This window comes from Bradyrhizobium sp. BR 10261 (genome assembly GCF_019455395.1).
GTDB lineage: Bacteria > Pseudomonadota > Alphaproteobacteria > Rhizobiales > Xanthobacteraceae > Bradyrhizobium > Bradyrhizobium manausense.
Genome location: NZ_JACOFQ010000004.1, coordinates 249,648 through 266,182, shown reverse-complemented (window position 1 = coordinate 266,182; position 16,535 = coordinate 249,648). Strand labels below are relative to the sequence as shown.

Sequence of the window (16,535 nt, the reverse complement as noted above, 5' to 3'; positions counted from 1 at the left end):
AACGTCCTTTCACGCCGATTTCACGTTGACAGCTTCACCCGCTAAGGTTTCACTAGTACAAGTTGTAGGGAATTGTTTGATCCAGGACTTTTTCGAGCGGGAGGGGTCCCGCCAATCATCGTCGGGCGACCAACGTGGACTCGGGCGGAAAGCTTCGTATTCAAGTAGTCGGTCCATTTCGTGTTCGTGGCGTGGACGGCACCGACCGTACACCTCGGGGACGGAAGGCATGCGCTTTGATGGCGATGCTTGCGCTATCTCCCGACTTCAAGCGAACGCGAGTCTGGTTGCAAGACCGACTATGGGGCAGCCGTGGCGCTGAGCAGGGTGCAGGTAGCCTTCGTCAGAGCTTGTCTGAGATTCGCCGATCCCTGGGCCGTGACCACTCCGTTCTGGTGACTGACCGCTACGTCCTGTCGCTGGAGCGCACGCTTTTCGATCTAGATATCGAACCATCGATGACGATAGCCCCAGGACGCGAGTTGCTCGAGGGGTTGGATATCGGCGAGGAAGGGTTCGAGGATTGGCTGAGGCTCCAGCGTCAAACGATCAACACAGTGCGTGGGCCCCCGGAGTGTTCATCAAGCGGACCATCGCCCCTAGGTCCCGCTGCGCCGCCGCAAAGCTGCCGTCCGCGCGTCGTCCTGATCGGCGGTGAGCGCCCCAGCGATGCGGGCGCCTCGCCAGTTGCCGACAGCCTGATCGATTCTATCGCCAAAAGCATTTCCGAGCTCGGTGCAGCCGACATATTCGATTGTCGTACCAACGTGCCCAGAGAAGGGGCGGTCGAGCCCTGGACGGACGGGGCGGCGCTGTCGCTGCGGTCTGACATATTCACATCTCCTGCACGACAGACCTTGCGATTGGCGTTGCTCCAGCTGCCCGCCAACGCCCTCGCGTGGTCCTCCTCACTGCAATTTGCGACAAAAGAGGGACTTGATCTAAGTGACCCGCGTGTGATGCTCTGCATCAACCAAGTGACCAACGTCGCGATTGATCATTTCGTGAAGATGTGTGGCGCAAGCTCAGACCGCGTGGCAGCGTCGGCCCTGTGTCACTCTGGAATTCTTCATCTCTTTCGGCTAGGCAAGCTGAATTTCGATGCGGCAGACCGGTTGTTTGCGAGCGCGTTTGCGGTCGAACAACGAGGAATTTTCTTGGCTTGGCGCGCCTATTTGAGAACCTTTCTCCTTGCGGAAAGGCAATTCACTTGCCGACAGACAATCGAGGCGGAGGCGCTCGAATTCATCCATCGTGCATTGGAGCTCGATCCTCACAATTCGTACGTAGCTGCTCTGAGCGCCCACGTTCATGCAATGATGCGTCGATCCTATGTGGCAGCCTATGAGTTGGCTGAACGCAGTTTGCAGCTCAACCATGCCAATCCAATTGGATGGGCCTGCCTAGGAATTGCGAAGAGCTATCTCGGGAAGACCAAGGAGGGTTATGAAGATACGCTGTTGGCGCGGTCGATTGCAGGATCGGCCCCGTTCCGATATCAGCTCGATGCTCTCAGCAGCATCGCCGGGACGATCGCCGGCGATCTTCGCTCAGCGATCGATCTGGCGGAGGCGAGCCATGCCCTTGCGCCAACCTTCGCGCCGCCGCTCCGGTACCTCTCGGCGCTTTACGCCCACGATGGTCGCTATGAACTTTCCTCCGAGATGGTGCAGAAGCTGCGGACTACCGAGCCGGATTTTTCTTACGACAAGCTGCGCGACAAGGGCTATCCCGCAGCTGGCCTTCATCGCACCTCCATCATTCAATCCTTGCCGAGGAAGCAGCTCTAGTGCGGGTAGAATGATCGCCCTTCAGAACGTCGGCGGCGTGCAGGCCGAAATCACCTCGCACGGCTTGCCGCCGACACAGCGGAAGCGGTGCGGGCGGCGGCTTTCGAAATAATAGGCATCGCCGGGATTGAGGATGCGCCGCTCGTCCTCGACGGTGACTTCGAGCTTGCCTGAGATCACGATGCCGCCTTCCTCGCCGTCATGGACGAGGTGCACGCGTCCGGTGTCGCTGCCGGGCTCGTAGCACTCCTTCAGGATTTGCAGGCTGCGGCCGAACAGATTGTCGCCGACTTGCCGATACGAGATCGGCTTCTTGCCGACCTCGGTGAGCTCGTCGCCGCGGTAGAAGATCTTGCGCCTGGACTCCGGCTCCAGCGCGAAGAACTCGGCAAGCCCCATCGGGATGCCGTCGAGGATGCGCTTGAGCGCCCCGACCGACGGGTTCATCTGGTTGGATTCGATCAGCGAGATGGTCGAATTGGTGACGCCCGCGCGCTTTGCCAGCGCGCGCTGCGACAGCTTGTGGCGCGCCCGGATGAATCGCAGCCGTCCACCGATGTCGACGCTCATGCCTCTGGCCCTGTTTCAGGTGTTGCGGATCGCGCAAATATGGACCGGCTGCCCCAGGGAAATCAATGGCTTGCAGCTCACCAGAAAAGGACTTGTTGCGCTATCGAAGCCGTGGCTCTGCTATGCCGTCAGCAAAGGAGCGTGGCCCGTGACCCTTCATCAGATTCCGAACACTATCAAGACCGACTCGTTCTGGATGCCGTTCACGGCCAACCGTCAGTTCAAGAAGGCGCCGCGGCTGTTCTCCTCGGCCGAGGGCATGCACTACACCACCGTCGACGGCCGCAAGGTGATCGACGGCTCCGCCGGCCTCTGGTGCGTCAATGCCGGCCACGGCCGCAAGCAGATCGCCGCCGCGGTCGAGCGGCAGCTGATGACGCTCGATTTCGCTCCGACCTTCCAGATGGGCCATCCGCTGGCGTTCGACTTCGCCGAGCGTCTCGCCGAGATCGCCCCTGATGGCCTCGACCGGGTCTTCTTCACCAACTCCGGCTCTGAATCGGTCGACACCGCGCTGAAGATCGCGCTCGCCTATCATCGTGCCACCGGTCAGTCGAGCCGTACACGTCTCATCGGCCGCGAGCGCGGCTATCATGGCGTCGGCTTCGGTGGCATGTCGGTCGGCGGCATGGTCGCCAACCGCCGCGCCTTCGCCACGCATCTGCCGGGCGTCGACCATATCCGCCACACCCATGATCTGTCCCGCAACGCCTTCGCCAAGGATCAGCCCGAGCACGGCGCCGAGCTCGCCGACGATCTCGAGCGCCTCGTCGGCCTGCATGGCGCCGAGACCATCGCCGCCGTCATCGTCGAGCCGGTGCCGGGCTCGACTGCGGTGCTGCCGCCGCCGAAGGGCTATCTGCAACGCCTGCGCGAGATCTGCGACAAGCACGGCATCCTCCTGATCTTCGACGAGGTCATCACCGGCTTCGGCCGCCTGGGCACGCCGTTCGCCGCCAATTTCTTCGGCGTCACGCCGGACCTGATGACGACGGCCAAGGGCATCACCAACGGCACCATTCCCTGCGGCGCGGTGTTCGCCAGCCGCAAGGTCCATGACGGGTTGATGGTCGGCCCCGAGAACCAGATGGAGCTGTTCCACGGCTACACTTATTCCGCGCATCCGACCGCCTGCGCGGCCGGCATCGCGACGCTCGACATCTACAAGGACGAGGGCCTGCTGACGCGCGGTGCCTCGATGGCCGAATACTGGCGCGATGCGCTGCATCAGCTCAAGGGTCTGCCGAACGTCGTCGATATCAGAAATTGCGGCCTGATGGGCGCGGTCGAACTGGCACCGCGCGACGGCGTCGTCGGCGCACGCGGCTACGACGTCATGGTCGACTGCTTCAACACCGGCCTTTACCTGCGCATGAGCGGCGACAGCTTCGCGATGTCGCCTCCGCTCATCGTCGAGAAGAGCCACATCGACCAGATCGTCTCGATCCTCGGCGACGCCATCAAGAAGGTGGCCTGATAATTGCTCTTACAGCGGCGAGCGTGATGCCGCGGAGTTTGACCAAGCGTGAAAGTTCTGATCCTCGGCAGCGGTGTCATCGGTGTCACCTCTGCCTACTACCTCGCCCATGCCGGCCACGAGGTGACGGTCGTCGACCGTCAGCCCGAGCCGGCGCTGGAGACCTCGTTTGCCAACGCCGGCGAAGTGTCGCCCGGCTACTCCTCGCCATGGGCAGGCCCCGGCGTGCCGGTGAAGGCGGTCAAGTGGCTTCTGATGAAGCACGGCCCGCTGGTGATCCGGCCGAAGCTCGATCCGGTCATGTGGGTCTGGCTGCTCAAGATGCTGCGCAACTGCACCAGCGCGCGCTACGCGGTCAACAAGAGCCGGATGATCCCGATCGCGGAATACAGCCGCGATTCCTTGCGTGATCTCCGCCGGGACATCGGCATCCAATATGACGAGCGCTCGAAAGGCACCCTGCAGCTGTTCCGCTACCAGGCGCAGCTCGATGGCACCGGCGAGGACGTCGCCGTGCTCAAGCAGTACGGCGTGCCTTACGAAACGCTGAGCCGCGAAGGCTGCATCGCGGTCGAGCCGGCGCTTGCGGGCGTGAAGGAGAAATTCGTCGGCGGCCTTCGCCTGCCGCAGGACGAGACCGGCGACTGCCACATGTTCACGCAGGCACTGGCCAAGCACGCGCAGGCCCTCGGCGTTCGCTTCCTGTTCAACACCGGCATCGACCGCATCGTCACCGACGGCGCGCGCGTCAGCGGCGTTGCGACCAGCGCCGGGATGCTGCAAGCCGACGCTTACGTGCTCGCGCTCGGCAGCTATTCGTCGCGCATGGCAGCGCCGCTCGGCATTTCACTGCCGGTCTATCCGGTGAAGGGCTATTCGATCACTGTTCCGATCAAGGACGCCTCCGGCGCGCCGGAATCGACCGTGATGGACGAGAGCTACAAGGTCGCGATCACGCGCCTCGGCAACCGCATCCGCGTCGGCGGCACCGCCGAGATCTCGGGTTTCTCGACCAAGCTCTACGGCGCTCGTCGCGCCACGCTCGATCACTCCCTGACCGATCTGTTCCCGCGCGGCGGCGATCTCTCCAGGGCGACGTTCTGGAGCGGCCTGCGCCCGATGACGCCGGACGGCCCGCCGGTCATCGGCCCGACCAAGTATGCCAACCTCCACCTCAACACCGGCCATGGCACGCTTGGCTGGACCATGTCCTGCGGCTCCGGCCGCGTGCTCGCGGACATGCTGTCGGGCAAGAAGCCGGAAGTGGATGTGAGCGCGCTGACGGTGGATCGGTATCAGCATAGGTTCGGGTAAGACTCTATCCCTCGTCATTGCGAGGAGCTCTTGCGACGAAGCAATCCAGACTGTCTCCGCGGTGAGAATCTGGATTGCTTCGCTTCGCTCGCAATGACGGGGGAGAGAGCCTACGCCCCCGTCACGCAATTCACCCACAGCACGACGCTCTTCGCATCCCGCGCCGGATTGGAAAACCGGTGCGGCCTGCGGCTCGCAAAGCGAAAACTGTCGCCCGTCTTCAGCGACCACGTCTGGCTGTCCACCGTGAGCATCATCTCGCCCTCCAGCACGAGGCCCGCTTCCTCGCCGTCATGGGTGTAGAGCTCGTCGCCTGTCGAGCCGCCGGGCTCCAGATGCACGAGGAATAGGTTGAGCTTGTTGTCGGCGCTGGCCGGGCTCAGCAATTGCTTGGATACGCCGGTGCGCCAGAGCTTCAGCTCGGGCCGCTGCAGCCCTCGCGTGACGACCTGATCGGATGTGCCGTCGGCGCTGGGGCTGGCGCCGAACAAGGCGGCGATGCCGACGCCGAGCACGTCGGCAAGTGTCGCCAGCACGCGCAAGGACGGCGATGAGAGACCGCGCTCGATCTGGCTGAGGAAGCCGATCGACAGATCGGTGCGCGCCGCGACCGTTTCGAGCGAAAATTGCCTGGCACGGCGGAGATCGCGGATGCGACGGCCGACCGCGACGTCCATTGCGGGCTCCGTCGGCTTCGCGGTAGCCTTCCTGACCCTCTTCGCCGGCTTTGCCGCGGCCGGTTTGCGCATTCTTTTGCCACCGCTCACGTCAAACCGCTTCCTTCATGTGCATGAAAACCGCTTGCATCATCAGCGAAAGTGTGACCAAATTTTCATATTGGTGAAAATAGGCCGAAACGGCTTGGCCCGCAACGTCTGATCCACGACATGCGCGAGCGCCGCCATCGGTCGGGACCCAAGGGGGATGCGATGAAGCGTTTTGGTCTGGCCGCGGTCGCGGCGCTCGCAATGGCAGCGGTGACGCCGGTCTCGGCGCAGCAGGTGCTGAAGGTCGGTTCGACGCCGACGGGCATTCCCTTCACCTTCCTCGACACCAAGACCAATTCCATTCAGGGCATCATGGTCGATCTCGTCACCGAAGTGGGCAAGGATGCCGGCTTCAACGTGCAGATCGAGCCGATGCAGTTCTCGGCGCTGATCCCGTCGCTGACCTCGAGCAAGATCGACATCATCGCGGCCGCGATGTTCATCACGGCGCCGCGCAAGGAGGTCGTCGATTTCTCCGACCCGATCTACACCTATGGCGAGGGATTGGTCGTGCCGAAGAGCGACACCAAATCCTATGCCACGCAGGATGATCTGAAGGGCGAGACTGTGGGCGCCCAGGTCGGCACCGCCTTCGTCGATGCGTTGAAGAAGTCCGGCCTGTTCGCCGAGGTGAAGGCCTACGACACCATCCCCGACATCCTGCGCGATGTGAACACCGGCCGCCTCAAGGCCGGCTACGCCGACTATCCGATCCTGGCCTACAATCTGAAGCAGGGTGGGTTCCCCGAGGTGCGTCTCGTCGACGGCTACAAGCCCGTCACGGTCGGCTCGGTCGGCATCGGCGTCCGCAAGGGCGACACCGAGTTGCTCGGCAAGATCAACGCCTCGCTGGCGAAGCTCAAGGCCAACGGCACCATCGACAAGATCCTCGAAAAATGGGGCCAGAAGGCGCAGGGCTGATAGAGCGCTCATAGGGCTGCACGATGAAAGGCTTCTGGCACGACGCCGCCGAGTTCTTCCCGATCCTGATGAACGGCGTCGCGCTGACGGTTATCGTCACGATCGGCTCGCTGCTGCTCTCGACGGTGCTCGGCCTGATCTGGGCGATGATGCGGGTCTCCGGCATAAGAGCGCTGTCGATGCTCAGCGCCAGCCTGATCAACGTGATCCGCGGCATCCCGATCATCGTGTTGCTGTTCTACCTCTACTTCGTGATGCCCGATCTCGGCGTCACGCTGTCGGCCTTGCAGGCTGCCATCCTTGGCCTCGGCATTGCATACTCGGCCTACCAGGCCGAAAACTTCCGCGCCGGCATCGAAGCCATCGACAAGGGCCAGATCGAGGCCGCGCAGTCGATCGGCATGGGTTGGTGGCTGACCATGCGCCGTGTGGTGCTGCCGCAGGCCGTGCGCATCGTGCTGCCGCCCTACGGTAACGTCATGATCATGATGCTGAAGGATTCCTCGCAGGCCTCGACCATCACGGTCGCTGAGCTTGCCCTGCAAGGCAAGCTGATCGCGTCCTCGACCTTCAAGAACACCAGCGTGTTCACGCTGGTCGCATTGATGTATCTCACCATGAGCATCCCGCTGATCCTGCTGGTCCGCCACTTCGAGAAGCGGGCGGGCAAGAAATGATCGAGCTGAGCGACGTCCACAAGAGTTTCGGCAAGGTCGAGGTGCTCAAGGGCATCACGGCGAAGGTCGAGAAGGGCGAGGTGGTTTGCATCGTCGGCCCGTCGGGTTCGGGCAAGTCCACCATCCTGCGCTGTATCAACGGGCTGGAAAGCTACGATCGCGGCGAGATCAACGTCGAAGGCCTGAAAGTCGACCGCGACGCGCCGTCGATCGTCAACATCCGCACCCAGGTCTCGATGGTGTTTCAGCGCTTCAACCTGTTCCCGCATCGGACGGTGCTGGAGAACGTGGTCGAGGGGCCGCTGTTCGTGAAGAAGGAGCCGCGCACTGCGGTGACCGAGCGCGGTCGCGCGCTGCTGGCGCAAGTGGGCCTCGCCGAGAAAGCTGACGCGCATCCGCCGCAACTCTCCGGCGGCCAGCAGCAGCGCGTGGCGATCGCTCGTGCGCTCGCGATGCAGCCGAAGGCGATCCTGTTCGATGAGCCCACCTCGGCGCTCGACCCGGAATTGGTCGGCGACGTCCTCGGCGTGATGCGCAAGCTCGCTGATGACGGCATGACCATGGTCGTGGTCACCCACGAAATGGGCTTTGCCCGCGACGTTGCCGATCGTGTGCTGTTCATCGACGGCGGCATTATCGTCGAGCAGGGGCCGGCGAAAACGCTGCTCAACCAGCCCCAGCATCCGCGCACGCAGGACTTTTTGCGCCGCGTGCTGCATCCGCTCTGACCGGACTTTTACAATGACACGCCTGCCTCTGCCGCCATCGCTCTATGCCGACACGGCCGTCGCGCCGGTTGCGACGCCGGCGCTCGATACGGACAGGAGCGTTTCCGTTGCGATCGTCGGCGGCGGCTACACCGGTCTGTCGACGGCGCTGCATCTGGCCGAGCAGGGCGTCGAGGCGCTGGTGCTGGAGGCACAGGAGCCGGGCTGGGGTGCGTCCGGCAACAATGGCGGCCACACCAATCCCGGCCTGAAGCACGACCCCGATCAGATCGAGGCCGATTTCGGCCCCTCGCTCGGCCGCCGCATGATCGCGTTCTCCTACGGCTCGCCGAACTTCACCCACGATCTGATCCGCCGCTACCAAATCCCTTGCGAGGCGCGCCAGAACGGCACGCTGCGCGCGGCCTACAACGAGGCCAGCGCCGCCGCGATCGAAAAGACCGCGCAGCAGTGCGTCCGCCGCGGCATGCCGGTGTCATATCTGAACCGCGAGCAGTTGCGCGAGATGACCGGTACGGATCGCTACATCGGCGCGATGCTCGATACGCGCGGCGGCGACCTGCATCCGCTCAGCTACGCCCGCGGTCTCGCGCGCGCGGCAATTTCCGCTGGCGCCAAGGTCCATGGCGAAACTCCGGCGCTATCGCTCCGTCGCGACGGCGCGCGCTGGCGCATCGAGACTCCGCGCGCGGTCGTGCATGCGGAGAAGGTGCTGCTCGCAACCAACGGCTTCACCGACGATCTCTGGCCCGCACTCCGCCGCACCATCGTGCCGGTGTTTTCCTCGATCGCGGCGACTGCTCCACTCTCTGACGAGATCGCCCGCTCGATCATGCCGACGCGGCCCGTGCTCTACGAGAGCGGCCACATCACCGTCTATTACCGCATCGACCAGCAGAACCGCCTGCTGATGGGTGGTCGCGGCCCGATGCGCTGGATCAAGTCGCCAACTGATGTCGCCTATCTCATGCGCTACGCCGAGCGGCTATGGCCGCAGCTCAAGGGCGTGGCCTGGACGCACGGCTGGAACAGCCGGCTCGCCATCACCGCGGATCATTATCCGCATGTGCATGAGCCGGCGGAAGGCATCTTGATCTCGCTCGGTTGCAACGGTCGCGGCGTCGCGCTCTCGACCGCGATGGGCGCGCAGCTTGCGCGCCGGCTGATCGGCGGCGCCAAGGCCGAGATCGACATGCCAATATCAGGCATTAAGCCGATCCCGATGCACGCGTTCTGGCCGGTCGGCGTGACCACGGCGGTGATTGCCGGTCGGGTGCGAGACCGGCTGGGCATTTGAAAAAAGGCGCCGCCTCGTTACGGGCGGCGCCTCGCAAGAACTGCAGATCGTGTCAGCAGCGGCCCTGTTTCCAGAGGCCGGGCGGGCAACCGTGCCCGCGCCAGCCGACCTTGCGCCCGTGTGACCATCCCGGCGGTGTGCCGTAGTATCCATGGGCCATGGCGAACGAGCCGTGTCCATGACCGTGGCCACCTTTGGCATAGGCAGCTTGGGTCAAGCCTGCCGCCAGAATCAGCGACAGGGCAATTGCGAGCATCTTCATAACGATAGTCCCTCCTCTTGAACGAACGCATTTGTCCATTCAAGGAACGGACACCGCCAAGCTAAGTTCCTGGCAAATGTGGAGGAGTCGTGACGCTCAGGATTCGGCGACCGCATCGGCCCAGGGCTGGAAGATCTCGACCGCGCCGGAATTGATATCGCCATCGCGCATCACCACGCTCGGGAAGGCGAACTTCATCGGCAGGGTCTGCACCGGCGCCTCCCTGTAATCGAAGCGCGCGGCGAGCGCTTTGCGCACATCGGCCGGCAGCCTGATGTCGCCGAGCACGATCGCACCTTCGCTGCAATCGATGCGGGGCTGGTGGATGGCGGCATCGAGGTCCATGCCAAAATCCATCGCAAAGGACACGAGCTGCAGGACGGAAGGCAGGATGCGGCGGCCACCGGAGGCACCGACCGCGAGGCGTTTGCCATCCGGGGTCTCGGCAATCACAGGGGTGTAGTTGGTGAGGCAGCGCTTGCCGGGAGCAAGCGAATTGGTGGTGCCTGGCGTCGGATCGAACCACATGATGCCGTTGTTCATGGGAATGCCGCTCTGCGGTGTCACATATTTCGAGCCGAACGAGGACAGCAGTGTCTGCGTCACTGCGGCGATGTTGCCGTCGCGGTCGACCGCGGAGAAATGCGTGGTGCAGGCCGGCGCGAGATACTCGGCGCCGAGCGCGCGCCTGCCGTCGACATCGCCCATGTCCTTGAGTCGCTCGCGATAGGCCGCCTGCAGAGCCACTGCATACTCGCTGTAGGCAGCGGCGTCGGGCGTGCCCGCCGGCTTCAGATTCTCCTGCAACAGGCGCAGCGCATGCGCCATTGTCGGCCCGGCGGTGAGCTCCGGCGACGCCAGCACCTTGCCGCCGCGATAGGGGATCGCCAGCGGCTCGCGCAGCTGGGCGCGGAACGCGGCGAGATCCTCTGCAGACAGCGAGCCGCCATCGGCCTTGATGTCGGACGCGATGCTCCTGGCGAGGTCGCCCTGATAGAAGTCTCGTGGCCCGGCCTCGGCGAGGTGCAACAGCGTCGCCTTCAACTTGTCCTGCGGCAGTCGCGTCTCGGCCTCGATGCTCCAGGGCGGGCTTGGGGGCAGGCCGTCCTTCAGGAAGGCGGCCGCGCTTGCCGGATAGCGCCGCAGATCTGCCGCCGCGCCCGCGATCGTCAGTGTCGTCCACCAGTCGACCAGCAGGCCTTCACCGGCCAGTGCGGCTGCCGGAGCAACCAGGTCCTTCCACGGCATCCTGGCGTAGCGTCGGTGTGCCTCCTCCATGCCGGCGACGACACCCGGCACGGCGATCGCGGCGGGACCGTGAACGTTGCGATCGTCCTTCACCCGCGGCCACGGAAACAGGTCGGTCGCGAGGCGGTCCCCAACGATGGGATAATCCGAGGCGCGCAGGCTTTGCGGCGCGCTCATGCCGTAGTCGATCACCTCATAGCGATTTTCCTTGGCGCGGTAGAGCACCATCGCGCCGCCGCCGCCGACGCCGCTATTCCAGGGTTCCAGCACGTTCAGTGCGAAGGTCGTGGCCACGATCGCGTCGACGCAGTCGCCGCCTGCCGCCAGCACCTGCGCTCCCACCTCAGCCGCCCGCCGCGACTGCGAAGCCACAATGCCGACCTTGGACGTCACGGCGGGTTTGCGGAAGGTTTGGTTGAGGCTGAACTGATGAGGCATGATGTCGTCTTCCGATGGGCGAAGCTCGCCGAGAATGGCACATCGCCATCGGCGGAAACATCTGCTGCGAGACGCAACATGGCAGGTGTGAAACAGGCGCAGGATGGCACGATCAGCATTTTGACGCTGCGTCTTACGGTTCTCCAAAAACGTGGATGGCCGGGACAAGCCCGGCCATGACGAAAGATACAAATGTCTGAAAAATGCGGTAAGCGCCGCCTCAGCGCATGCGGTCCAGCCGGCTGGCCTGATATTTGGCGCGCCATTTTGGGCCAGGCCCGCGCATGTAATGCAGCTCCGGGCGGTAGGGATTGCCGGCGACCCGGATCAGGGTCTGCCATTTGGTGGCGACGAAGGTGAGCGGCTGGCGGAGCAGGGTACGAACAGCATGGCATCACCTCAATGCGGCTTGCCGAGCATGGCGGTGAAGGGGAGATCGAAAATCTCTTCGCCGTCATCGTCGCTGATATGGATCACCCAATCGCGCCAGTCCTCGGCGCCTGGCGTCTCGATCATGGAGCGCATGATCTGGGCAGCACGATCGCGCGCTTCGGTCAGATTGGCGACGGCAGCGCCGTAGCGGTCGATCAGCGTGCCCTCGGTGTTGGAGCAGTGAAAGTAGACCTGGACCATAAGCGCCTCCTGTAGAGAGCGATTGGGACGGCAAAACGATACCACCCCAAGCATTCCCAAAATATTCGGGTTGAACCCGGTAAGGGAATTTACGGAGGTTGGTCGCCACGAAGATCGTTACAGGTTTAATCACAGGCGGGTGATGGCTGGACGGCCCCTGCACGACATGGAACAACCCTCAGCCGAAAATCGGGGGAGGCCGCTGTGAATCATCTCACTTTGCAGAATGGACGCCGAGGCTTGTGCGCAGCTGCCGCCGTCACCGCGGTCTTGCTCGGCCTTGCCTTGCCAGCGGCGTCCGATCAGTTGCGGAAAAGCGGCTATGCGGTCGGACCAGAGACCTGCGGCAGCGGCGATTTCGCCTTCCCAAGAGTCCAGATCGACATGAAGGCTGGCTTCTGCGCTGGCCTCGTCGGCAGCGAGGAAGACCATCTGAAATTTCCGCGGTCGATCATCCAGGTGCCCGGCCGCGAGCTGTTCGTGGTGGCCGACATGGGCGGCTGGGGCCACACCGACGGCCGGCTGCTGCTGCTCGATCCTCACGCCGCCAGCGGCCATCGCTTCAAGGAGCTGCTGACCGGGGTCGAATATCCGTTCGGCCTCGTGATCGGGCCGGACAAGAAGCTCTACGCCTCGACCGCCGAGACGATCTTCCGCTTCGATCCGCTCGCCGATGATCCGCGCAGCACGGTCGAGACCATTATCCGCCACATGCCGGGCCGCCGCATCACGCTGCCTGACGGGACGAAGCTCGAGGAGGCTGCGCATCCGCTCAAGCAGTTCGTCTTCGACAAGAACGGGCGGCTGTTCGTCAATGTCGGTGCCCACAGCGATGATTGCATTGCGCCGGCGCCGATCACGAAGCCTTGCGTACCGGCTGAAGGCGCTTCCGCCATGGCGGCACTCTGGCTGTTCACGCCACCGTCAGGCGGCGTCTTCCTGGCCTTGAAGCCTGGCGATCCCGATCCCGCTCACACGATCTACGCGCGCGGCTTGCGCAACTCGCTGGCGCTGGCACTGCACCCGAACTTCCCCGATGCCGGCTACGCCTTCCTGCAAGGCGAGAATGGTCGGGACCTGCCCGATATCTTCAAGCCGAACGAGGAGATCAACGCGATCGAGCAGGGAAGGCATTATGGCTGGCCCTATTGTTACGATTTGTCGACGCCTAGTCCCGAGTTCAAGCTCGTGCTGCAATCCGGCGTCTACAAATCGCTCTGTACGGCGAGCGCGCTCTACAAGCAGCCCTTCTCGCTGCTGCCGCCACACGGTGCGCCGCTCGCGATGCTGTACTATCACGGTGCCAGGTTCCCCGAGTTGGAAGGGAAGTTGCTGATCGGGCTCCACGGCTACCGCCCGACCGGCAGCCGCGTGCTGATCTACGACGTCGACGATCACGGCTTTCCAAAGCCTGCTCCGCCGCCGGTGCGCTACCACGTCAGCTGCGCGGCCGATCCGACCCACAATTTTCAGACCGACGCCGGCGACGTCGCCGCTGCGCCTTTCGACGAACTGATCGCCGGCTGGCACCGCGTCAACGGTGCGCGGCCGCAAGGCGCGCCAGTTGGCATGACGGTCGCGGAGGACGGTGCGATCTGGCTGGTCGAGGACAAGAACCAGACCATCATCCGCATCGATCGCGCCGCCGGCGATCCGCCGTCGCCACTACCCTGCGACGTCAGAAGCCAGGTGTTGATCGATCAGCTCGCCGCCTTCGTCGCCAAGGATCCGCAGAACAAGCTACGGCTCACCACGCTGCGCAAGAACCTCGTTGAAAAGCACTGCGTCGGCTGCCACTCCGATTTCGGCCTCAACGCAGGGCAGTCGGACGCGGACAAGGATGCGACCGTGCTGAGGTTCATGCTGTCGCAGGATGGCTGGATCTATCCGGGCGATCCCGCCTCCGGCAGATTGCGCACGCGCCTGCGCGGCATCGGCGCGGAGAAGCTGATGCCGCCCGGCGGCGAGAGTCTGCCGAAGACCGAGCCGGGTTACGCGGCCTTGCTGACCACAGCGGATCTGCTCGTTGCCAAGATGGTTCCGGGAACGCCGATGCGCATCAAGCTCGGCCTGCCGCAGCGCAAATTCTTCAGCAAGGCGAACAAGGAATGCGGCGAAATACCGGCTGCCAAGGTCGTCGTCGTGACACAAAGGAACGCTGTAGACAAACCCGGCTTCAGCCGGTTCTTCCGGCCGGCTGATCCCTATCTGAATGGTGAGTGCAGCGACGACGATGGCTATTACATCCGGCAGGACTTTCTGGTGCCTGTGCAGTAGCATTCTGCTTGTCGTTGCAACGCCGCTCATCGCGGCCGAGACGAAGCTGTTCGAAAGCGTGCAGGTCACGCCTTCAGGTGAATATACGCACGGTATCGAGGGCCCCGCCGCCGATCTGGATGGCGATCTCTTCGTCGTCAATTTCGGCAAGCCCGGCACCATCGGCCGATTGCGCGCGGGCGCTGCGGCGTCCGAAGCTTTCGTGGAACTTCCCGAGGGAAGCGTCGGCAACGCGATCCGCTTCGATCGCAATGGCACGATGTTCATCGCCGACTTCAAGAAGCACAACATCTTTGCGATCCCGAAGGGCGGAACCGAGCCGGCCGTCTGGTTTCACTCCGACGAGATGAACCAGCCCAACGACATCACCATCGCACGCGACGGCACGATCTATGCGAGCGATCCGAACTGGAGGGGACGGGAAGGCCACATCTGGCGCATTGCCAAAGCCGCCGATGGCGTGGTGCAGGGACAGATCATGTCGGCGCCGCGCGCGATGGGCACCACCAACGGCATTGATCTCAGCCCCGACGGCAAGACGCTCTATGTCGGTGAGTCCAGCAACGGCCAGGTCTGGTCCTACAGTATCCGGGGCAGCGAGCTCACCGATGCGAAGCTGGTCAAGACATTCCAGCCCGACACCATCGACGGTCTGCGCACCGACGTCGCCGGCCGCCTTTACGTCGCGCGCATTCTCAAGGGCACGATCGCGCTGATGAAGCCGAGTGGTGTGGTCGAGCGCGAGATCACGCTGAAAGCGAAAGAGCCGACCAATCTCGCTTTCGGCGGCAGCGACGGCAAGACCGTCTTCGTCACCCAGCGCCAGGGCGGCTTCATTGAATCCTTCCGCACCGATCAGCAGGGCAGGGAATATTGTCTTCAGCGCGGGCGCTGCTGAACTTCGCGGGCGATCTGCTGCTGGCGCAGAGCGGTGCGGCATAGGCCGGCATTCTTCTTGCTTGCATCTAGCCGCCGCAGCGATCAAAAAACTCTGTGGCACTATCAAAGCGTTTTCGAGCGAAGTGGATACCGGTTCGCGTCAAGAAAACGCGTCAATTCAAAAAGCCGCTGAAGAGCACGGAGTGTTGAGTGAAAGCCGTCCATACCGAACTGCACCGCAGCCACGATCCGCAATTCTTCCTGGTTCGCGGCGTCGTCAAGCGCACCACCGAGCAGCCCGAGCGCGCCGATCGCCTGCTCAAGGGCTTGAAGGACGGCAAGCATCAGCTGGTCGAGCCGACCGAATTCGGCCAGGGCCCGCGGGCGCGCATTCATAGCCCGGAATATCTGTCGTTCCTGAACGAAGCCTGGGACGCCTGGACGGCGCTCGGCGATTCCGGTCCGGAGATGATCGGCAACGTTCATCCCGTACGCCACGCCGCTACCTATCCGGCCCACATCGTCGGCAAGCTCGGCTGGCACACCGCCGACACCGCAGCTCCAATTGGGCCGGGCACATGGGCCGCGGCCTGCGCGGCGACGGATGTCGCTGTCACCGCGGCGCAGATGGTGATGGACGGCGAAGATGCTGTTTACGCGCTCTGCCGTCCGCCCGGCCATCACGCCTATCGCGATATGGCCGGCGGCTTCTGCTTCCTCAACAACAGCGCGATCGCGGCCGCGCATCTGCGGTTGAAGCACGAGCGCGTCGTGATCCTCGACGTCGACGTCCACCACGGCAACGGCACGCAAGGCATCTTCTACGCGCGGCCGGATGTCTACACGGTTTCGATCCACGCCGATCCGGTCGCCTACTATCCCTATGTGTGGGGCTATGCGCATGAGCGCGGCGAGGGCGCCGGCCTCGGCGCCAATCTCAACATTCCCCTGCCGATCGGCACAGGCGACGATGGCTACCTCAGGGCGATGGAGAGCGCGCGCAAGGCGATCGAATCCTTTGCGCCGGGCGCAATCGTGATCGCGCTCGGCCTCGATGCCTCCGAGCACGATCCGCTGAAGGGGCTTGCCGTGACCACGCCCGGTTTCCGCCGCATCGGCCAGGCCATCGCGAGGCTGGGCCTGCCGACGGTGTTCGTGCAGGAGGGCGGCTATCTCTCGGATATCCTTGGCGCCAACCTGACCTCGGTGCTTGCGGGATTCGAAGAGGTGCGGTGATTTTCGCTGGATGGACCGTCG

15 protein-coding genes are annotated in these 16,535 nt (G+C 63.7%); 10 read left to right on the top strand and 5 right to left on the bottom strand.

The genetic code is table 11. The features are described from left to right. Nucleotides 1-239 precede the first annotated feature (239 nt). A complete protein-coding gene (locus HYH07_RS06590) occupies nt 240-1,790 on the top strand; it encodes a hypothetical protein (RefSeq protein WP_220001715.1) in 1,551 nt (516 codons plus the stop codon). A gap of 21 nt (nt 1,791-1,811) precedes the next feature. On the opposite strand, the gene HYH07_RS06585 is transcribed toward HYH07_RS06590, so the two are convergent. Continuing rightward, on the bottom strand, nt 1,812-2,360 hold the full coding sequence (locus tag HYH07_RS06585; RefSeq protein WP_220001714.1) for a cupin domain-containing protein: 549 nt from the start codon (nt 2,358-2,360) through the stop codon (nt 1,812-1,814). A gap of 148 nt (nt 2,361-2,508) precedes the next feature. Between HYH07_RS06585 and HYH07_RS06580 the strand changes: the two genes are divergently transcribed. Beyond that, complete coding sequence (locus tag HYH07_RS06580; RefSeq protein ID WP_220001713.1) at nt 2,509-3,837, top strand: aspartate aminotransferase family protein; 1,329 nt, start codon at nt 2,509-2,511, stop codon at nt 3,835-3,837. A gap of 48 nt (nt 3,838-3,885) precedes the next feature. Further along, entirely contained in the window at nt 3,886-5,151 is a 1,266-nt protein-coding gene (locus tag HYH07_RS06575) for a D-amino acid dehydrogenase (protein ID WP_220001712.1), read from the top strand. A 110-nt stretch (nt 5,152-5,261) separates the two neighbouring features. Here the strand turns inward: HYH07_RS06575 and HYH07_RS06570 are convergent, their stop codons facing one another. Then, the gene (locus tag HYH07_RS06570; RefSeq protein ID WP_220001711.1) at nt 5,262-5,900 is read right to left on the bottom strand and encodes a helix-turn-helix domain-containing protein; all 639 of its coding nucleotides are present in this window, start codon (nt 5,898-5,900) and stop codon (nt 5,262-5,264) included. 180 nt (nt 5,901-6,080) lie between these two features. On the opposite strand from HYH07_RS06570, the gene HYH07_RS06565 reads away from it, so the two are divergent. Genes HYH07_RS06565 through HYH07_RS06550 form a run of 4 tightly spaced genes read left to right on the top strand, consistent with a single transcriptional unit; the run spans nt 6,081 to nt 9,541 of the window. Next, nucleotides 6,081-6,839: an ABC transporter substrate-binding protein gene (locus HYH07_RS06565; RefSeq protein ID WP_220001710.1), complete on the top strand. Its 759-nt coding sequence runs from the start codon at nt 6,081-6,083 to the stop codon at nt 6,837-6,839. A gap of 23 nt (nt 6,840-6,862) precedes the next feature. Further along, entirely contained in the window at nt 6,863-7,516 is a 654-nt protein-coding gene (locus HYH07_RS06560; protein ID WP_057747902.1) for an amino acid ABC transporter permease, read from the top strand. Beyond that, nucleotides 7,513-8,244: an amino acid ABC transporter ATP-binding protein gene (locus HYH07_RS06555; RefSeq protein WP_220001709.1), complete on the top strand. Its 732-nt coding sequence runs from the start codon at nt 7,513-7,515 to the stop codon at nt 8,242-8,244. Before HYH07_RS06560 ends, HYH07_RS06555 begins: the two co-directional genes overlap by 4 nt. A gap of 13 nt (nt 8,245-8,257) precedes the next feature. Then, nucleotides 8,258-9,541, top strand: a complete 1,284-nt coding sequence (locus HYH07_RS06550) for an FAD-binding oxidoreductase (RefSeq protein ID WP_220001708.1) — start codon at nt 8,258-8,260, stop codon at nt 9,539-9,541. A 52-nt stretch (nt 9,542-9,593) separates the two neighbouring features. Here the strand turns inward: HYH07_RS06550 and HYH07_RS06545 are convergent, their stop codons facing one another. The 3 genes from HYH07_RS06545 to HYH07_RS06535 form a co-directional block, all read right to left on the bottom strand. Next, a complete protein-coding gene (locus tag HYH07_RS06545; protein WP_220001707.1) occupies nt 9,594-9,803 on the bottom strand; it encodes a hypothetical protein in 210 nt (69 codons plus the stop codon). Between the two features lie 96 nt (nt 9,804-9,899). Continuing rightward, nucleotides 9,900-11,489, bottom strand: a complete 1,590-nt coding sequence (locus tag HYH07_RS06540; RefSeq protein WP_220001706.1) for a gamma-glutamyltransferase family protein — start codon at nt 11,487-11,489, stop codon at nt 9,900-9,902. A gap of 399 nt (nt 11,490-11,888) precedes the next feature. Continuing rightward, nucleotides 11,889-12,122: a DUF6894 family protein gene (locus HYH07_RS06535; RefSeq protein WP_057747891.1), complete on the bottom strand. Its 234-nt coding sequence runs from the start codon at nt 12,120-12,122 to the stop codon at nt 11,889-11,891. A gap of 240 nt (nt 12,123-12,362) precedes the next feature. Here HYH07_RS06535 and HYH07_RS06530 point away from each other — a divergent pair, with 240 nt between their 5' ends. The 3 genes from HYH07_RS06530 to HYH07_RS06520 all read left to right on the top strand — a co-directional run bounded on the left by HYH07_RS06530 (nt 12,363) and on the right by HYH07_RS06520 (nt 16,514). Further along, nucleotides 12,363-14,399, top strand: a complete 2,037-nt coding sequence (locus HYH07_RS06530; RefSeq protein ID WP_228749275.1) for a sorbosone dehydrogenase family protein — start codon at nt 12,363-12,365, stop codon at nt 14,397-14,399. Further along, nucleotides 14,356-15,297, top strand: a complete 942-nt coding sequence (locus HYH07_RS06525; RefSeq protein ID WP_220001704.1) for an SMP-30/gluconolactonase/LRE family protein — start codon at nt 14,356-14,358, stop codon at nt 15,295-15,297. The genes HYH07_RS06530 and HYH07_RS06525 overlap by 44 nt, the downstream gene beginning before the upstream one ends. 191 nt (nt 15,298-15,488) lie before the next feature. Further along, complete coding sequence (locus HYH07_RS06520; RefSeq protein WP_220001703.1) at nt 15,489-16,514, top strand: histone deacetylase family protein; 1,026 nt, start codon at nt 15,489-15,491, stop codon at nt 16,512-16,514. The last annotated feature ends 21 nt before the right edge of the window (nt 16,515-16,535 follow it).